The sequence below is a fragment of the Marinobacterium iners DSM 11526 genome (assembly GCF_900107855.1).
In the GTDB taxonomy this organism is placed as follows: Bacteria; Pseudomonadota; Gammaproteobacteria; order Pseudomonadales; family Balneatricaceae; genus Marinobacterium; species Marinobacterium iners.
In genome coordinates this window covers 70,740-89,082 of record NZ_FNRJ01000015.1, presented here as the reverse complement: position 1 = coordinate 89,082, position 18,343 = coordinate 70,740, and the positions used below count along the sequence as shown (strand labels likewise).

Sequence of the window (18,343 nt, the reverse complement as noted above, 5' to 3'; positions counted from 1 at the left end):
CAGTTTGTTATGTGAGCTTTCGCGCTTTCTTGCCGGCACGCGACCAACAGCGCCTGATAACGGCATTCAACTCGGTGCCTTCAAGAGTATCCAGGCCCTTGCGAGCGAGAATAATCATATCCAGTGCCGGGAGTTCATGCTGATGCAGGCGAAAAGACTCGCGAATGATACGCCGAACGCGGTTACGTTTCACCGCCCGACGGACATTTTTCTTCGAGATTACGAATCCGATCCTGGGATAACCAAGATCATTGGGGCGGGCCAGAATCAGCAGGTGCTGGTCCGGTACTTTGACATCTGCGCGGTCAAATACACGCGAGAAATCCCCGCTCGTCAGCAGCCGCAGACGGCGGGGATATCGGAAATCGGTCATTCAGTCATGCGACCTTATTCAGAATCTGAATCAAGCAGACAGACGCTTACGACCTTTAGCGCGACGACGGTTCAGAACCTGGCGGCCATTTGCAGTTGCCATGCGAGCACGGAAACCGTGATTACGTTTGCGTTTCAAAACGCTGGGTTGAAATGTTCTTTTCATTGCCTCAGTCCTACTTACACTGATGTACGTGAGGTGGCTGATAATCCACGGGGTATAAAATCAAGACGCGAAATTCTAGGGGATTGCTGGTTATCTTGCAAACACTTTTTGAGGCGAGGTGTGAATTGCACGAGCTATCGATCACTGGATGCAGGCTCTGGCCTAAACGACTGTCTGGAACAGGCGCGGGCCATGGCAACTGTATCCTGTTGGTGATGAAATTGTGTAATTCTGTATATAAGTGCTTTTTTTTCTATAAAAACAATAGGATGTTTTGTTTATAACCACATGGCAAAGCTGTTTTTAACCCTTTTTTTGTTCACGCCGCGTCCAGTTTTAGTGCTGGCGTGGGGGTAAATACCGATTTGGCGCATGGTCGGCATTTTTTACACAAAATCGAGTATAACTGTGGATAACCACTGCCTTAGGCGCTAGAATGTTCCTCTTCGAATTTTTGTGATCCCCCGGGACTCTAAGGCCTGAGCGGTTGGGAGTAAACGGATGTCGGTAGAGCTTTGGGAACAGTGCCTGAGAAGTCTCCAGCAGGAGTTCCCTGCCCAACAATTCAACACCTGGATCAGGCCCTTGCGGGCTCAGGATGATGCTTCGCAGGAGCTTTTGCTGCTGGCGCCGAACCGTTTCGTGCGTGACTGGGTTGCGGACAAGTTTCTGGCCCGCATTCAGCAGGCGGTTTCGGAAGTCACCGGTGACATGAGCACCGAGGTGCGTCTGGACGTCTCCGGGCAGAGTGCAGCGATGGCGGCTACACCCCGGCATCGTACCGCCCCGACCCGAAGCCGTCGTCAGTCTGCGCAAGCTGCTCAGACTGTTCAGCGTGCGCCCTCTCCTCCCGCTGCTCCAGTTGCGTCACAGCACCAGCCCGTTGCGGTTGCTGCGCCTGCCGCAGCGCCCGTGCAGACGACATCCCCGGCTGTTATGGCCGACGATCAGGCAGGCGCTGACGAATGGAGCGATGAGCCCACTCCCCAGATGGGCTTTTTCGATCAGCAGGAACCGGTCGATTCGGGCCTTGTCATGAACTCAATGGGTGGGCGTCGCGTTGAAGTTGAAGGCAGCGTGCGCCATCAGTCCAACCTTAATCCGATGTTCACCTTCGAGTCGTTTGTGCAGGGTAAGTCCAACCAGTTGGCCCTGGCGGCTGCACAACAGGTTGCAGACAATCCGGGTGGTTCCTACAACCCGCTGTTTATATATGGTGGCGTTGGTTTGGGTAAAACCCACTTGATGCATGCGGTCGGGACCGAAATGCTCAAGCGCAACCCGAATGCGCGTATTGTCTATCTTCACTCCGAGCGCTTTGTTGCTGACATGGTCAAGGCACTGCAGCTGAACGCAATCAATGACTTCAAGCGGTACTACCGGTCCGTTGATGCCCTGCTGATCGATGATATTCAGTTCTTTGCCGGCAAAGAGCGTTCCCAGGAAGAGTTCTTCCATACCTTCAATGCCCTTCTTGAGGGTGGTCAGCAGATGATTCTGACCAGCGACCGCTATCCGAAGGAAATTCACGGCGTTGAAGAACGGCTCAAGTCACGCTTCGGCTGGGGACTGACCGTTGCAATCGAACCACCGGAGCTTGAGACCCGTGTGGCCATCCTGATGAAGAAGGCGCAGGAAGCGCGGGTCAATTTGCCTGACGATGCTGCTTTCTTCCTGGCGCAGAAAATTCGCTCCAATGTGCGTGAGCTCGAAGGTGCTTTGAAACGAGTGATAGCGAATGCTCACTTTACGGGCAGCACCATCAATACTCCCTTTATTAAAGAATCACTTAAAGACCTGCTGGCGTTACAGGACAAACAGGTTAGTATTGATAACATTCAGCGGGTTGTGGCCGACTACTACAAGATCAAGGTGGCTGATTTGCTCTCCAAGCGTCGCAGCCGCTCGGTGGCGCGGCCACGCCAGATGGCGATGAGTTTGGCGAAAGAACTGACCAACCATAGTTTGCCCGAAATCGGTAACGCCTTCGGTGGTCGCGACCACACGACGGTGTTGCATGCATGTCGTAAAATCAAAGAGTTGCGTGAAACCGATACCGATATTGCCGAAGACTACAAAAATCTGCTGCGTCATCTGACGGCGTAGTACAGGATCCTGACAGGGTAGCCAGAATCATGAGACTTGTTATATCCAGAGAAGCGCTCATTAAACCACTGCAGCTGGTGGCGGGAGTTGTGGAACGCCGTCAGACGCTGCCGGTATTGTCCAATATTCTGTTGGTGGCCGAAGGCGATCAGCTTTCACTGACCGGCACCGACCTAGAGGTCGAGCTGGTGGGCCGTGTGCAGCTGGATGAGCCTGCAGAAGCCGGTTCCGTTACCGTGCCGGCACGCAAGCTGATGGATATCTGTAAATCGCTGTCTGATGACGCCCGTATCGAGTTCGAGCTCAGCGGCCAGAAGATGATGATCAAGTCTGGGCGGAGCCGATTCAGCTTGTCGACGCTGCCGGCGCAGGAATTCCCCAACGTTGAAGACAGCCCCGAGACGTTTGAGCTCAAGCTGCCACAGTCCTCGTTGCGTCGCCTGATCGATCAGACCGGCTTTTCCATGGCACAGCAGGATGTGCGTTACTACCTCAATGGCATGTTGCTTGAGGTCAAGGAGGGCGAGCTGCGCAGTGTCGCCACCGATGGCCACCGGCTGGCTACCTCGGTATGTCCGGTTGAGACTGACAGCAGCTCTCAGCAGCAGATCATTGTGCCGCGCAAGGGTATTTTGGAACTGGCACGCCTGCTTCAAGGCGGAGATGAGAGTGTTCGCCTGGTGATCGGGGCCAACCATATTCGTGCCAATGTCGGTGATTTTACCTTTACCTCCAAACTGGTTGACGGCAAGTTTCCTGATTATCAGCGTGTCATTCCTCGTAATGGCGACAAGGAACTGCTGGGAGACCGCCAGGAGTTGCGTCAGGTTTTTAGTCGCATCGCCATTCTGTCGAATGAAAAGTATCGTGGTGTTCGCCTGACTTTGACTGATGGTTACCTGCAGGTCATGGCCAATAACCCTGAACAGGAAGAAGCGGAAGAAACCGTTGCCGTCGACTATCAGGGTGGTCAGCTTGAGATCGGCTTCAACGTCAACTACTTGCTTGATGTACTGTCGATCCTTAACTCCGATGTTGTGCGTTTCACTCTGCTGGACTCCAACAGCAGCGCGCTGATTCGCGGCTACGACGAACCCAATGCGCTCTACGTCGTCATGCCGATGCGCATGTGACCGTTTTCGGGGGCCTTTCGGCCCCCTGTCTGTATCTCCCGATGCCCCTCAAACAGCTCCGTATACAGCACATTCGCAACCTGACCAATGTTACTGCAGATCGGCTCAGCCGAATCAATATTCTGTATGGTGATAATGGCAGCGGCAAAACCAGTGTGCTTGAAGCGATTCACTTTCTGGGCCTGACCCGTTCCTTTCGCGGCAACCAGTTTCGTCATCTGGTGCAGGAGGGAGAAACGCGTGCACTTGTGTTTGCCCAAACCGATTCGCTGGGTGCCGGACAGGTGAAGCCCCTGGGTGTCGAGCGCAGCCTGGATGCCGACGTGCGTGTGCGTTATGCCGGTGAAAGCCTTGATGCCGCGGCTCTTGCCGAGCTTCTGCCGATACAGGTGATCAACAGTGATACCTTCGATTTGCTTGATGGCAGTCCGGGTATTCGGCGACAGTTTCTTGATTGGGGTACCTTTCATTTCGATCCTGCCTTTATCCGCTTGTGGCGTGGTTTCAGGCGTATCCTCAAGCAGCGAAATTCACTGCTGAAGTGTGGTAAAATCGATCCTCGCGTGAGGCAAACCTGGGATGCTGAATTCGTTCACTATGCAGAGCAGATGACGGCTCTTCGGCAGCTCTATATTGAGCAGCTCAGGCCCGGGTTTGAGCAGGCCCTGAGCGCACTGTTACAGGGTGTCGAGGTACGCCTGCTGTTTAGTCCCGGCTGGGATCGCAAGCGGGGCCTCGAAGCCCTTCTGACTGAAAATCTTGAGCGCGATCTGCGTCAGGGCTTTACCTCGTTGGGGCCGCAGCGTGCTGACCTGCGCTTCAAGACAGGCAGTCTGAATGCAGCTGATCGGCTGTCACGCGGACAGAAAAAACTGGTGGTCAGTGCGTTTAGGCTGGCCCAAGGTGCGTTGTTTCATCGCCTCAACAACCGTGCCTGTATTTACTTGATCGATGACCTGCCGGCCGAGCTCGATGAGCGTCACTGCCGGCAGTTCTGCGAATTTTTAGAGGCGAGTGCCAATCAGTGCTTTATCACCTGTGTGGATCCGGACCTATTGAGTCGGGTCTGGCAGCCTGAGACTGATGTTGCACTGTTCAGGGTGGAATCCGGTACGTTAACGCACAGGGGTGCGCCAGGAGATCAAACATGAGTGGTGAAAACCAGAATTATGACTCGTCCAGTATCAAGGTCCTGAAGGGGCTTGATGCGGTCAGAAAGCGACCGGGCATGTACATAGGCGATACCGATGATGGCAGCGGCCTTCATCACATGGTATTCGAGCTGGTCGACAATGGCATTGACGAGGCGCTTGCCGGTCACTGCTCCGAGATTGCCGTGATCATCCACCCGGATGAGAGCGTTACCGTGTCTGACAACGGCCGTGGCATCCCTACTGATATTCACAAGGAAGAAGGTGTATCGGCGGCTGAGGTGATCATGACGGTGCTGCACGCCGGTGGCAAGTTCGACGACAACACCTACAAGGTATCAGGTGGTCTTCACGGTGTGGGCGTATCTGTTGTGAATGCGCTTTCTTCGGAGCTTAAGCTGACCATTCGGCGTGCGGGGCAGGTACACGAGCAGATCTATCATCACGGTGTACCCGAAGTGCCCTTGCGTGTGGTGGGTGAAACAGACCTGACCGGCACGATTGTACGCTTCAAGCCGTCTGAAGAGACGTTCACCAACATCAGCTTCCAGTATGACATCCTGGCCAAGCGCCTGCGTGAATTGTCCTTTCTTAACTCAGGCGTTCGCATTCGCCTGAAGGATGAGCGCAGTGGCCGTGAGGAAGTGTTTGAATATGAAGGTGGCCTTGCGGCATTTGTTGAGTTTCTCAACCAGAACAAATCACCGATCAACAAGATCTTTCATTTCAACACCATGCATGAAAATGGCGTAGGCGTTGAAGTGGCGATGCAATGGAACGACGGCTTCCAGGAAGGCCTGCACTGCTTTGCCAACAACATCCCGCAGCGTGATGGCGGTACCCACCTGTCGGGCTTCCGTGCGGCACTGACCCGCTGCCTCAACAGCTACATTGAGTCTGAGCAGCTGAACAAGAATGGCAAAGTCAGCACCAGTGGTGATGACAGCCGTGAAGGTCTGGTGGCGATTATTTCGGTCAAGGTTCCCGATCCCAAGTTCTCGTCACAGACCAAGGACAAACTGGTTTCTTCCGAAGTGAAAACGGCGGTTGAACAGTTGATGGCTTCTGAACTGAATGCCTATCTGCTGGAAAACCCGCAGGATGCCAAGGCTGTTGTTCAGAAGATGATCGATGCGGCCCGTGCCCGTGAAGCGGCTCGCAAGGCGCGTGAAATGACTCGTCGCAAAGGTGCGCTGGATGTGGCGGGATTGCCAGGCAAATTGGCTGACTGTCAGGAAAAGGACCCGGCCCTTTCTGAACTGTACCTGGTGGAGGGTGATTCCGCAGGAGGCTCTGCCAAGCAGGGGCGTGATCGCCGCACGCAGGCAATCCTGCCGCTCAAGGGCAAGATCCTTAACGTCGAGAAGGCGCGTTTTGACAAGATGCTCACCTCTGCCGAGGTTGGCACACTGATTACGGCACTGGGCTGTGGTATCGGACGTGAAGAGTTCAATGCTGACAAGTTGCGTTATCACAGCATCATTATCATGACGGATGCGGACGTGGATGGCTCGCATATCCGTACCCTGCTGCTCACCTTCTTCTTCCGTCAAATGCCTGAATTGATTGAGCGCGGTCATATTTATATTGCCCAGCCGCCGCTTTACAAAATTAAGAAAGGCAAGCAGGAGCAATACCTCAAGGATGACGAAGCGCTTGATAACTACCTGCTCCAGGGTGCTCTTGACGGCACCAGCCTGTTCCCGGGTGAAGGTTCTCCCGCCATTTCCGGTCAGGCTTTGGAGTCGATGATTACCCGTTATCGTCAGGTCGAGCGCATGTGCGAGCGGTTGAGCCGCGTCTATCCGTATGAAGTATTGAAGCGACTGCTGTACTTGCCGACTCTGACACTGGAGCAGTTGTCGTCATCCGAGCAGGTACAACAATGGTCGGAGCAGCTCTGTGAGGCCCTGTCTACTTACGTAGATGGTGGTGAACGCTATGAGTGCACCCTGAAGCTGGATCGTGAGCACAGCCTCTACCTTCCGGTCATCAAGATCATTCAGCACGGGGTTGATTCCGACTATACGCTTGATTCGGAGTTTTTCCGTTCTCGTGACTACCAGTCCATCGTATCACTCGGTCATGAACTGCAGTCGCTGTTCGAGGATGGCGCCTACCTTCAGCGTGGCGAACGTCGCTTCCCGCTCAATGAACTGGGGGCCGGTATCCAGTGGCTGCTGGAGCAGTCGCGCAGAGGCAACTCTGTTCAGCGGTATAAAGGTCTTGGCGAGATGAACCCGGATCAGCTCTGGGAAACCACGATGGACCCGAATGCACGCCGCATGCTGCAGGTGACCATTGATGACGCCATTGCTGCGGATCAGTTGTTTACTACACTGATGGGTGATGAAGTAGAACCGCGCCGCAACTTCATCGAATCCAACGCGTTGAATGTATCCAATCTGGACGTTTGATTCTTCGACTTCGTTTTTATTATGAAACGCTTCAAAAGCAGCCATTGGCTGCTTTTTTTGTGACATAAAAACCTAAAAACGCTGAGCTTCCGTTAATCAGTGTGCCCCGATCCAGTTGCTGTTACTCTAGCTTTGCGATCCTTATCGGATAGATTAAGTTTGAAGTCTACGGTGAACGTCTAGATATTCAGCCTAGCTGCTACGCCAACATCATGATGTTTATCATCAGTGCCCATCGTATTCAAGCTGGAATAAAGCACCATGTGATCTCACGAAATGTGAGGCATTGTTTATGTTTCACGTGAAACATTGGTTTCGCATCTTAAGCGTGGCTTGTTAGGGTGATTGGCTTTTGCTATGTGATCTGGTCACTATCTATAGGACTAAAATTGCAGAGTGGTGATGGAGTTCCAAAGCCTCAACTGTTTCATAGCGCGCTAATCTAACTCTGAAATGCGACACCCTTCTATACAGCCTGAGGGTATTCCTCGAACACTATTTGGGATGGTGATCTTGTGTTCGACGAACTCACCGCTGTTGTCCGCGTGATTGTATGCGCACGGTCGGCTAGAGTGTGTGCATGTCGATGACCGTATCGTGAAGATTTGTAGCCCCTGTTCGTCAATCCTGCGGACCAGGCACAGGCGGCTGTTGCACTTACGTCAGCGTTCCCAACGCAACGCTACCATGCCTTCCCATAACGGTATCAACCTCCCGGTTTCTAAAGTGCTCCCACGTGTCCACGATTGCCGGAAGATCATTGATCAAAATTATTCTTCGTCCAGACACACTCAAATCCAAGGGCAGCTTTCGGTCTGTTTCCATGCTTTGAAAGCACTAGACCCAGACGCTTCCAAGACGGAATGCCGCTTCCTGCTGCAACTCATCCTTGCTCAGAGGTTCATTATCATCAAATACGAGACGTAGTCGGGCCGGATATCAAATCGCTACCCACTGCAGCGAAGTGGTCCCCCATGCTGAGGAGGTAGGTAATGCCACTTCTGTAACGCGCGCTTTAACCGTAAGTACGAGCGGTTGTTCGGGCTGTTCCAGAGTTACGCAGTTACGGGTCATCTTCCATGCACGGAAAGTTCAGGCTTGACGCATCAATGCAGGCAGCGCATGGTCGACTTTACCTGGACCGGCTAGACGATGATGGTTGGCGGCCTTATCGGTATTGCCAGCTGACACGCTGCAAGTGATACGTAGGGATCACGTGGGCACCCTATTCAGCTCGCAGCATCAGAAGCATGTTGTCAATGTCGAATCTGTACAGAGATTAGTCACTGATCGGCAGACCAGCCTGTGAAAGCTTTAATAACACCAATGAAAATCATTGATACAACTACCAAAAGTATTTACTGGCTACTGGATCATTGTTGTGTAGGTCTGGGAGCTTCTGTAGTTGTTTTTGCAGCAATAATGGAACGTCACAAGGATCTTAACTCAATTCCGTCAAGTAAAATAAATGCATAGCTATAGGATACAACCGACAACTGGCCGGCGACTGCCTATGTTCTGGTACCAGGTATTTGAAATAATGTTGCAGCTCTGCAAGCGCAAACGGTAAGTGGAGTGTGGTGAATATCCGGTCAACTGCGTGACAGCGCTAAGAAAGATTTGATATGTATGCATAGAGAAGCAAACCATGGTGTGCATGTTTTGCCAGGTTCCAGGACGAACTGTAGACAAGTTAGCTACTGTCATGGCGCTAACATGTTCCACGTGAAACATTAAGTGCGAAGCAAAAAAAACCCCGCAATGCGGGGTTTGTAGATTATGCCTAAGGTTTAGCCAAGCAATGATATATCGGCAACACCAAGGAATAGCCGGCGAAGGCGGGCCAGCAAGGCAAGGCGATTAAGTTTGAGCGCTTCATCATCCGCCATCACCATTACCTGATCAAAGAAGTTATCGACACTCTGGCGCAGCTGAGCCAGGCGCTCAAGTGCGTTTCGGTATTCACCACGTTCAAACAGAGGTGTGATTTCGCGCTCAATCGCATCAAGCTGCTCACAAAGCTCACGTTCAGCCTGTTCATGCAGCAGTGAAGGGTTTGTGTCAGTAGAAATGTCGCCGCCCTGCTTTGTCAGGATATTGCTGACTCGCTTGTTGGCAGAGGCCAGTGCTGCCGCTTCCGGTAGGTTGCGGAAGTGGTTAACGGCATCAATACGGCGATCAAAGTCCAGTGGGCTGGTGGGCCGAAGTGCATGCACCGCAAGGAACGTTTCGGCGCTGATGCCACGATCATCGTACCATGCGCGGAAGCGGTCGAGCATGAAATCAAGCACCCGATCCGCTAGGCCGTCGGCAGCGGGAAGATCTTTGTGCTGAGCAACAGCGATGCTGAGCAGTTCGTGCAGATCAATGTCGAGTTTATGCTCAACAATGATACGCAGAACACCCAGGGCGGCACGCCGCAGGGCGAAGGGATCCTTTGAACCGGTAGGCGGCTGGTTAATGCCAAACAGACCGGTCAGTGTGTCCAGTCGGTCAGCGATGGCCAGTGCAATACCGGTACGAGTCGAAGGCAGGTTATCGCCGGCAAAACGGGGCATGTACTGCTCGTCCAGTGCCTGTGCGACCTCTTCGGCCTCGCCATCATGCAGTGCATAGTGATAGCCCATCAGGCCCTGCAGTTCAGTGAATTCAAACACCATGTCTGTCATCAGGTCGCACTTGCTCAAAGAGGCAGCGCGCTGAGCATACTGGCTGTCGCCACCAATCAGATTGGCAATGGCGGCTGCGAGTCCTTCGATGCGTTGAGTTTTCTCATAAATGGTGCCGAGTTGCTGCTGGAAAACAACACTCTTGAGCTTCTCGATGCGGGCCTCAAGCGGCTGCTTCTTGTCGGTATCAAAGAAGAATGCGGCATCTGCAAGGCGTGGACGAATAACTTTCTCGTTACCCTCTATAACCTGCTGTGGGTCTTTGGATTCAATGTTGGCCAGTGTGATGAAGTAAGGCATTAGTTTGCCTTCGGCGTCCAGCGCGTGGAAGTACTTCTGATTTTCCTTCATGGAGGAGATCAGGGCTTCGGCTGGAACGTCAAGGAAGCGCTCTTCAAAACGACCGGTCAAGGCGACGGGCCACTCGTTCAGCGCTGTTACTTCATCTAGAAGATCCTCATCAATCTGGGCTGTACCGCCGATGCGCTCGCCTTCACGGATGACCTGTTCGCGGATTATTTCACGGCGGGCAGCGAAGTCAGCAATGACCTTGCCGGTATCCAGCAGCGTCTGCTGGTAGTCGGCCGGCACCATGATCTCGATCTCATGATTGTAGTGGAAGCGGTGGCCTCGGGTCTTGCGTCCAGCCTTGAGGCCGAGTACTTCGGCATCAACAACCTCATCACCCAACAGCATGACAAGCCATTTGACCGGGCGTACAAATTCGGTGCGGGAAGAGCCCCAGCGCATGCGTTTGGGGATGGGCAGTTTGTGCAGGGATTCACTGATGATTTCAGGCAGCAGAGCAGCGGTGCTCTGCCCTTTCTCCACGCCGCGATAGACGTAGTAGCTGCCTTTGGGTGTCTCCATCACTTCGAGTTGGTCGGTGCTGACGCCGCAGGAGCCTGCAAAACCCTGCACGGCCTTCTCGGGTGCCTGAGTGGCCGGGCCGCGCTTTTCAATGCTGCGGTCGGGCTGCTGTGGCTGGATGTTGCTGATCAGAACGGCCAGGCGGCGTGGTGACGCAAAAGGTGTTGCGGTCGTATAGGTGATGCCGGCTGCATCAAGGCCTGAAGTGATGCCGCTAAGGAACGCATCAGAAAGAGTTTTCAGCGCCTTGGGTGGCAGCTCTTCGGTGCCCAGTTCAACCAGGAAATCATGCTGAGACATTATTTATCCTCCTCGCAGGCAGACAGGACTTCTGCCCGGATCGCTTCAGGGGCCAGCGGGAAACCAAGTGCGCGGCGCTTCTCGAAATAGGCACTGGCGACATCACGGGCCAGCGTACGGACACGCAGAATATAACGCTGGCGCTCGGTAACGGAGATGGCGTGACGAGCATCGAGCAGGTTGAATGTATGTGAGGCCTTCAGCACCATCTCATAGGCTGGCAGCGGCAGGTCGGCAGCCAGCAATTTCTGGCATTCGGATTCGTAGTGGTCAAAGTTGCGGAACAGCGCCGGTACATCAGCATGTTCAAAGTTGTAAGCCGACATCTCCACTTCGTTCTGATGGAATACGTCACCATAACTGACGGTGCTGCCATCCGGGTAGCGTGCCCAGACCAGGTCATAGATGCTGTCTACGTCCTGCAGGTACATGGCAATGCGCTCAAGCCCGTAGGTGATTTCACCGGTGACCGGATAGCATTCAAGGCCGCCGGCCTGCTGGAAGTACGTGAACTGTGTTACTTCCATACCATTGAGCCATACTTCCCAGCCCAGGCCCCACGCTCCAAGCGTTGGTGATTCCCAGTTGTCTTCGACAAAGCGCACATCATGGATCGACAGATCGATCCCCAGCCGCTCAAGTGAACCGAGATACAGTTCCTGAATGTTGTCGGGAGAGGGTTTGAGCACAGTCTGGAACTGGTAGTAGTGTTGCAGGCGGTTGGGGTTTTCACCATAACGGCCATCAGTTGGACGGCGGCTTGGCTGTACGTAGGCAGAGCGCCAGGTCTCGGGGCCGATGGCGCGCAGGAACGTACAGGGGTGGAAGGTACCGGCGCCCACCTCCAGGTCCAGTGGCTGCACGATGACACAGCCCTGTTCGGCCCAGTATTGTTGCAGGGCCAGGATCAGTCCCTGGAATGTGCTAACGTCTGGAGTCACCTTGTCAGTCACGGAAATCACCATTGTTGTTGGATGTGGTCGAAATAAGAGCCGAATTATACATGATCTGCAGGTTTTATGACCTGTTGCACGGCTACTGAATGAGTGACTCAGTCGCATCATAAGCGTGCATTTTCGCCATCAACCATGCCGGTGATTTATAATCATCGACTCAGTATATGAATGTGACGGAGAGCGAATTGAAACAGGTCAAGGCGATACTGGCGGTTCTGGTGCTTGGGTTGCTGTCCCTGCTGCCATTAAAAGCCTCTCAGGGGCTGGGGCGATGGCTCGGGAATCGGCAGTGGCGCAAGGGCGAAAAGGCCAAGATGACGTTCCAGACTCGGCGCAATATCAGCCGCTGCTTTCCTGAGCTGGACTCGGATGCACAGGACCAACTGGTGCATGAAAGTTTGAGGCAAACGGGTTGTTCACTATGTGAAATGGGGATGGCCTGGCTATGGCCGGCCAAGCGCACGCTGAAAAAAATACGTCAAATTCATAACAAAGAGATCGTCAGTGAGGCGGTTGCACAGGGCAAAGGTGTCATCCTGATAGCCCCTCACCTGGGCAACTGGGAGGTGCTTAATCTGTGGCTGTCGGCCCACTATCCCTTTACTGCCATGTATAAGCCGCCGCGACTTAAGCTTATGGATGACCTGATCAAGCGCATGCGGGCGCGGCTGGGCACCCGGATGGCCCCGGCCGATACTCGGGGTGTGCGAATGGTGATGAAGGCACTGCGACGTGGTGAAATGGTGGGTATTCTGCCGGATCAGGAGCCGGAGGCCAGCGGCGGAATTCATGTGCCTTTTTTTGGCAATCAGGCTCTGACTATGAAGCTGCTGCCGCAGTTGGCTGCTCAGACCGGTGCGGTCGTAATTTGTGGCTATGCCGAGCGTCTGCCGCAGGCTGAGGGGTTTGATCTGCATTTTCGGCGGGCTGAACATGAGATCAACAGCAAGGATTTGATACAGGCTGCCACGGCCATGAACCGCTCGGTGGAAGCCTGTGTTCGCGCCCTGCCCGCCCAATATCAATGGGAGTACCGCCGCTTCAGTCATCAGCCTGAAGGTATGCCACGCTTTTACGACTGATCACCGGCGCCAGAAGGCAGGCGTGAACAGTACCAGCATGGTGAATACTTCAAGACGGCCCAGCAGCATCGCCAGACACAGGATCCATTTTGCGGTGGGGTTGAGTCCTCCGAAATGAGCGGATACGTCGCCCAGCCCGGGGCCCAGGTTATTGAGGGTTGCACCTACGGCTGACCAGGCGGTGATCTGGTCCAGCCCGGTTGCCAGCAGTGCGATCAGCATGACCACGAATACGATCAGATAGACTGAAAAGAACCCCCACACTGCCTGTAAAATGCGATCCGGAATGGGTCTCTGTCCGAGCTTGACTGGAATGACAGCGTTGGGATGAATCAGGCGCAGAATCTCACGGTAGCCCTGCTTCAGTATCAACAGGACACGAATCGCCTTCATGCCACCGGCGGTCGAACTGGCACAGCCCCCTACGAAAGCCAATACAAACAGCATGAACGGTAGCATGGCAGGCCAGTGAGCAAAATCTGCCGTGGCATAGCCGGTAGTCGTGGCAACGGAAACCACCATGAAAGCGGCTTTGCGCAGAGCTTCTACCGCAGGATAGGTGTGAGTCATTACCAGCACAAACAGTGTCAGCAGGATCACAAGACCGAGCAATGACAGGTAAAACTGTACCTCGGGATCTTTCAGATAGTGTGTCAGCGTATGGTGCCGCCAGGCAAAAAAGTGCAGGCCAAAGTTGATGCCGGCTACCACCATGAAAAAGATGCCGATGGACTCGATGATGGCGCTGTCGAAATGGCCAATACTGGCGTCATGGGTGGAAAAGCCACCGATGGCGACCGTGGAAAAGCTGTGGCCGATGGCATCGAACGGCGTCATGCCAGCAAGCCAATATGCCGCTGCGCAGGCGATGGTCAGGGACAGGTAGATATACCAGAGTGCCTTTGCGGTTTCCGTGATGCGTGGTGTCAGTTTGTTGTCCTTGACCGGCCCCGGAGCCTCGGCGCGGTAGAGCTGCATGCCCCCGATACCCAGCATGGGGAGAATGGCAACTGCCAGCACGATAATCCCCATGCCACCCAGCCATTGAAGCTGCTGGCGATAATAGAGAATGGAGTGCGGTAATTTATCCAGCCCTGTCATGACGGTGGCACCTGTAGTCGTCAGGCCTGAAATCGATTCGAAAACGGCATCAACCGCTGTCAGTCCCGGTGACTCGGCCAGCATCAGTGGCAACGAACCGAACACCCCCAGCACCGTCCAGAAAAGTACGGTAACAAGAAAACCATCACGGATACTGAGCTCCTGCTTGGCGGTGTAAACCGGTACCCAGATGATAAAGCCGGTCGCCAGCGTAATGGCAAAGGCGGAGATGAACGCCCAGTGTGTGGAATCCTCATAGAACAGCGACACCCCCAGAGGTGGCAGCTGGGTGATGCTGAAGATCATCAGCAGTATGCCGAGGATCCGTAAAATGACATGAAAATGCATACTGTCGCCTCAGAAGAAAGCCAGGCCTACCTGGAACAGGCGCTCGACTTCCGCAATACGCCGTTTATCGACCAAAAACAGAATGACATGATCATCGTTCTCGATGATCAGATCGTCGTGGGCGATCAAGACTTCATTGCCACGTATGATGGCACCGATCGTGGTACCCGGTGGCAGATCGATCTCCTCAATTGCGCGCCCAACCACTTTGGAGCTCTTGCGGTCACCATGAGCAACCGCTTCCAGTGCTTCAGCGGCGCCGCGACGCAGCGAATGCACGGCTGCTACATCACCACGGCGGACATGTGTAAGAAGTGCGCCAATGGTGGTTTGCTGCGGTGATATGGCGATATCGATAACGCCGCCCTGCACCAGATCGACATAGGCAGGATTGTTAATCAGGGTCATCACTGTGCGTGCCCCCAGGCGTTTGGCCAGCATGGAGGCCATGATGTTGGCTTCATCGTCGTTGGTCAGGGCGCAGAACACATCCGTGTCTTCGATGTTTTCCTCAATCAGAAGATCACGATCGGAGGCACTGCCGTGCAGCACAATGGTGTTGTTGAGGTCGCGTGCCAACAGATTGCAGCGTGACAGGTTGCGTTCGATCAACTTGACCTGGTAGTCATTTTCAATAGAGCTTGCCAGGCGAGCGCCGATATTGCCGCCACCGGCAATGATGATGCGTTTGTAGGAGCGGTCCAGGCGGCGTAGCTCGCTCATCACTGCACGGATATCGCGCCGTGCCGCGATGAAGAACACTTCGTCATCGGCTTCAATGACGGTGTCCCCCTTGGGGATCATGGGGTGGTCCTGACGAAAAATAGCGGCAACACGTGTGTCGATATTAGGCATGTGCGAACGCAGGAAGGATATTTCACGCCCTACCAGTGGGCCGCCATAGTAGGCCTTGACCGCTACCAGCTGGGCCTGCCCGCCCGCAAAGTCCAATACCTGAAGTGCACCGGGGTACTGGATCATACGCTTGATGTGTTGGGTCACCAGCTCTTCTGGGCTGATCAGAACATCAACCGGAATCCCCTTGTCGCTGCTGAAGATGGCGTGATCTTTCTGCAGGTAATCGTGCTCACGCACGCGCGCAATTTTGGTCGGGATGTTGAACAGTCCACGAGCGATCTGACAGGCGATCATATTGACCTCGTCGCTGTTGGTGACCGCAATCAACATGTCGGCATCCTGTGCGCCGGCCTGGTCCAGTATGGATGGATAGGAAGCCTTGCCCTCTACTGTGCGAATATCAAGCCGATCCTGAAGTTCACGCAGGCGAGCTGTATCTGTATCAATAACGGTGATGTCATTGGCTTCGTTGGCAAGGTGTTCAGCCAGAGATCCGCCCACCTGGCCGGCACCCAGAATGATGATCTTCATGAGGCTATGCGCTCCTCCGTTTTGGTCAGAACAGCATAATAGAAGCCATCATGGCTGCCAGGCTGAGGAAACAGCTGGCGGCCGTAAGGCCTTGATATGCCCCAGCTGGCATTAATCGGCACATGGCATGCATCAGGGTGCTGTTTGATGAAGCGCTCAATGATGCGCTCATTCTCCTGGCTGAATACCGAGCAAGTGGCGTACACCAGGCGTCCTCCCGGTGCCAGCATCGGCCAGAGGTTGCTGAGGATGCTGAGTTGTACCTGTGCCAGTGCGTTAATGTCTTCGCCACGGCGCAACAGCTTGATATCGGGGTGACGGCGAATTACACCGGTGCCACTGCAGGGTGCATCGATCAGAATGCGGTCAAAGGGTTGTCGGTCCCACCAGTCCTGACTGGTCGCGTCAGCGGTCAGCAGTCGGCATTCAAGCTCCAGTCCCAGGCGCATAAGGTTATCGGTAATGCGTTGTGCTCGTGCGGGTTCCAGTTCGACGGCGACAACATCCTGCAGGCCGGGTGTGGCCTCAAGAAGGTGGCACAGTTTGCCACCAGGTGCGGCGCATGCATCCAATACGCGCTGCCCTGCTCTTGCGTCCAGAAGCCCGGCTGACAACTGAGCGGCTTCATCCTGTACGCTGAACCAGCCCTGATCGAAACCGGGAATACGGCGTACATCTACGGCGTGCTCAAGCACCAGTGCGGTATCACTGAAATGGCCCTGTTGAGCGGGTATCTCTGCGCCCTGTAGCTTTCTTTGCGCGCTCTCCAGTGTAAGTTGGCGCTTATTAACCCTGAGGGTCATGGGGGCCTGCTGGTCATTGGCAGCAAGAATTCCCTGCCAGTGTTCAGGCCAGTTGTGCTCCAGTTTGCTGATCATCCATTGCGGGTGGTTCCAGTGGAACTGTGGATTGTCTGCAAACCCTGCTTCAAGCTGTCCAGCTTCACGCTGGTAGCGACGCAGTACCGCGTTGATCAGCTTGCGGGCCCAGTCATGGTTGAGTGCTGATGTGGCATCCACGGTCTCGTTCAGCGCGGCATGAGCTGGAATGCGGCTGTGGCGCAACTGCCATAGCCCGATTAACAGCAGGGCCTGCAGCTCATAGTCACGGTCCTGAAAGGGTTTTTTCAACAGGCTGTCGGCAATTACCTCAAGCCGGAACAGTTCTCGCATGGTGCCGAAGCAGAGTTGCTGTAACAGGGCTCGGTCCTGTTCTGGGCAGTGCTGCAGGGCATCGGGCAGATGGCTGCTGAGGGAACCATGCTGACGCAGCAAGGGGGCCAGTACCTTGGCGGCCAGCGCTCGGACGTTGATGGAATCAGCCAAGTTTAACTCCAGTAGCAAAGCGTGCCTGATGGGCGTTCATGAGCGTTTTGATCGGTTGTGGCTTGCCACCGGGCAGCTGCAGTTCAGTCAGTAATACACTGCCTTTGCCGGTGGCCACGCGTACGGTGTCGGCAGAGGATTCGACAATGGTGCCGGGTACGGCTGCGGCAGTTTCGTGGAGGTCCGCGGTAGCGGCCCACACTCGAAGGTTGTCATCGCCAAGGCGGGTATACGCCACCGGCCATGGGTTGAAACCACGTACACAGCGTACGATAAGCTCTGCAGGTTGCGACCAGTCGATCTGTGCTTCCTGCTTTTCCAGCTTGTGTGCATAGCAGGCCTGGCTGCCATCCTGCACTTCCGGAACAAGTGTGCCGGCTGCAAGAGGTGTAAGACACTCCACCAGTGCTCTCGCCCCAAGGTCGGCCAGACGATCATGCAGGCTCCCGCTGGTATCGTCAGCCAGAATCGGGCATTCAACCTTGCTCAGCATGTCACCGGTATCAAGGCCGGCGTCCATCTGCATGATGGTAATCCCGGTTGTGTTGTCACCAGCCAGAAGGGCGCGATGAATCGGAGCGGCCCCGCGCCAGCGCGGCAGCAGAGATGCGTGTACGTTGATGCAACCCAGACGTGGTGCATCCAGAACTGCCTGTGGCAGCAGTAAGCCGTATGCCACTACCACCATCAGGTCTGCGTTCAGTTCGCGCAGTGCCTGTTGCTCAGTCGGGTCCTTGAGTGACAGAGGTTGAAATACCGGCAGGTCATGCTGTTGAGCCAGTGCCTTGACCGGGCCGGGACGCAGCTTGCGGCCACGCCCTGCCGGGCGGTCCGGCTGAGTATAAACTGCCACAATGTTGTGTTTGGTCTTGAGCAGGGCATCCAGACAGCTGGCGGCGAAATCGGGGGTGCCGGCAAAGATGATGCGCAGCGGTGTATCACTCATGGTTGGGCTCCA

General features: G+C 54.6%; 13 protein-coding genes. 5 read left to right on the top strand and 8 right to left on the bottom strand.

Annotated elements, in window-relative coordinates; translation table 11 throughout:
- Nucleotides 1–7 precede the first annotated feature (7 nt).
- Nucleotides 8–373, bottom strand: coding sequence for a ribonuclease P protein component (gene rnpA, locus BLV48_RS14605; protein ID WP_091827523.1), 366 nt, complete (start codon nucleotides 371–373; stop codon nucleotides 8–10).
- 30 nt (nucleotides 374–403) lie between these two features.
- Nucleotides 404–538 (bottom strand): 50S ribosomal protein L34, encoded by a 135-nt coding sequence (gene rpmH / locus BLV48_RS14600; RefSeq protein ID WP_091827522.1) that lies wholly within the window; start codon nucleotides 536–538, stop codon nucleotides 404–406.
- Between the two features lie 501 nt (nucleotides 539–1,039).
- On the opposite strand from rpmH, the gene dnaA reads away from it, so the two are divergent.
- The 4 genes from dnaA to gyrB are packed head-to-tail and all read left to right on the top strand — an operon-like array spanning nucleotide 1,040 to nucleotide 7,345.
- A complete protein-coding gene (gene dnaA / locus BLV48_RS14595) occupies nucleotides 1,040–2,644 on the top strand; it encodes a chromosomal replication initiator protein DnaA (RefSeq protein WP_091827521.1) in 1,605 nt (534 codons plus the stop codon).
- A 29-nt stretch (nucleotides 2,645–2,673) separates the two neighbouring features.
- Complete coding sequence (gene dnaN / locus BLV48_RS14590; RefSeq protein ID WP_091827520.1) at nucleotides 2,674–3,777, top strand: DNA polymerase III subunit beta; 1,104 nt, start codon at nucleotides 2,674–2,676, stop codon at nucleotides 3,775–3,777.
- Between the two features lie 41 nt (nucleotides 3,778–3,818).
- Complete coding sequence (gene recF / locus BLV48_RS14585; protein ID WP_091827519.1) at nucleotides 3,819–4,928, top strand: DNA replication/repair protein RecF; 1,110 nt, start codon at nucleotides 3,819–3,821, stop codon at nucleotides 4,926–4,928.
- On the top strand, nucleotides 4,925–7,345 hold the full coding sequence (gene gyrB, locus BLV48_RS14580) for a DNA topoisomerase (ATP-hydrolyzing) subunit B (RefSeq protein ID WP_091827518.1): 2,421 nt from the start codon (nucleotides 4,925–4,927) through the stop codon (nucleotides 7,343–7,345). The genes recF and gyrB overlap by 4 nt, the downstream gene beginning before the upstream one ends.
- A gap of 1,790 nt (nucleotides 7,346–9,135) precedes the next feature.
- Here gyrB and glyS read toward each other — a convergent pair.
- Both glyS and glyQ read right to left on the bottom strand, forming a co-directional pair.
- Complete coding sequence (gene glyS / locus BLV48_RS14570; protein WP_091827516.1) at nucleotides 9,136–11,184, bottom strand: glycine--tRNA ligase subunit beta; 2,049 nt, start codon at nucleotides 11,182–11,184, stop codon at nucleotides 9,136–9,138.
- Nucleotides 11,184–12,149, bottom strand: a complete 966-nt coding sequence (glyQ, locus tag BLV48_RS14565; protein WP_091827515.1) for a glycine--tRNA ligase subunit alpha — start codon at nucleotides 12,147–12,149, stop codon at nucleotides 11,184–11,186. Before glyQ ends, glyS begins: the two co-directional genes overlap by 1 nt.
- 176 nt (nucleotides 12,150–12,325) lie before the next feature.
- On the opposite strand from glyQ, the gene BLV48_RS14560 reads away from it, so the two are divergent.
- Complete coding sequence (locus BLV48_RS14560) at nucleotides 12,326–13,222, top strand: lysophospholipid acyltransferase family protein (protein ID WP_091827551.1); 897 nt, start codon at nucleotides 12,326–12,328, stop codon at nucleotides 13,220–13,222.
- On the opposite strand, the gene BLV48_RS14555 is transcribed toward BLV48_RS14560, so the two are convergent.
- The 4 genes from BLV48_RS14555 to fmt are packed head-to-tail and all read right to left on the bottom strand — an operon-like array spanning nucleotide 13,223 to nucleotide 18,331.
- Nucleotides 13,223–14,671, bottom strand: a complete 1,449-nt coding sequence (locus tag BLV48_RS14555; RefSeq protein WP_091827514.1) for a TrkH family potassium uptake protein — start codon at nucleotides 14,669–14,671, stop codon at nucleotides 13,223–13,225.
- A gap of 9 nt (nucleotides 14,672–14,680) precedes the next feature.
- On the bottom strand, nucleotides 14,681–16,060 hold the full coding sequence (gene trkA, locus BLV48_RS14550; protein ID WP_091827513.1) for a Trk system potassium transporter TrkA: 1,380 nt from the start codon (nucleotides 16,058–16,060) through the stop codon (nucleotides 14,681–14,683).
- Nucleotides 16,057–17,385, bottom strand: a complete 1,329-nt coding sequence (gene rsmB / locus BLV48_RS14545; RefSeq protein ID WP_217633029.1) for a 16S rRNA (cytosine(967)-C(5))-methyltransferase RsmB — start codon at nucleotides 17,383–17,385, stop codon at nucleotides 16,057–16,059. Before rsmB ends, trkA begins: the two co-directional genes overlap by 4 nt.
- A complete protein-coding gene (gene fmt / locus BLV48_RS14540; RefSeq protein WP_091827512.1) occupies nucleotides 17,378–18,331 on the bottom strand; it encodes a methionyl-tRNA formyltransferase in 954 nt (317 codons plus the stop codon). The genes rsmB and fmt overlap by 8 nt, the downstream gene beginning before the upstream one ends.
- Nucleotides 18,332–18,343: the final 12 nt, after the last annotated feature.

Excerpts from the sequence above, each read along its gene's own strand:
- fmt (WP_091827512.1), bottom strand. The coding sequence starts at position 18,331 with ATGAGTGATACACCGCTGCGCATCATCTTTGCCGGCACCCCCGATTTC.
- trkA (WP_091827513.1), bottom strand. The coding sequence starts at position 16,060 with ATGAAGATCATCATTCTGGGTGCCGGCCAGGTGGGCGGATCTCTGGCT.
- recF (WP_091827519.1), top strand. The coding sequence starts at position 3,819 with ATGCCCCTCAAACAGCTCCGTATACAGCACATTCGCAACCTGACCAAT.
- gyrB (WP_091827518.1), top strand. The coding sequence starts at position 4,925 with ATGAGTGGTGAAAACCAGAATTATGACTCGTCCAGTATCAAGGTCCTG.
- rnpA (WP_091827523.1), bottom strand. The coding sequence starts at position 373 with ATGACCGATTTCCGATATCCCCGCCGTCTGCGGCTGCTGACGAGCGGG.
- rpmH (WP_091827522.1), bottom strand. The coding sequence starts at position 538 with ATGAAAAGAACATTTCAACCCAGCGTTTTGAAACGCAAACGTAATCAC.
- BLV48_RS14555 (WP_091827514.1), bottom strand. The coding sequence starts at position 14,671 with ATGCATTTTCATGTCATTTTACGGATCCTCGGCATACTGCTGATGATC.
- dnaN (WP_091827520.1), top strand. The coding sequence starts at position 2,674 with ATGAGACTTGTTATATCCAGAGAAGCGCTCATTAAACCACTGCAGCTG.
- glyQ (WP_091827515.1), bottom strand. The coding sequence starts at position 12,149 with ATGGTGATTTCCGTGACTGACAAGGTGACTCCAGACGTTAGCACATTC.
- glyS (WP_091827516.1), bottom strand. The coding sequence starts at position 11,184 with ATGTCTCAGCATGATTTCCTGGTTGAACTGGGCACCGAAGAGCTGCCA.
- dnaA (WP_091827521.1), top strand. The coding sequence starts at position 1,040 with ATGTCGGTAGAGCTTTGGGAACAGTGCCTGAGAAGTCTCCAGCAGGAG.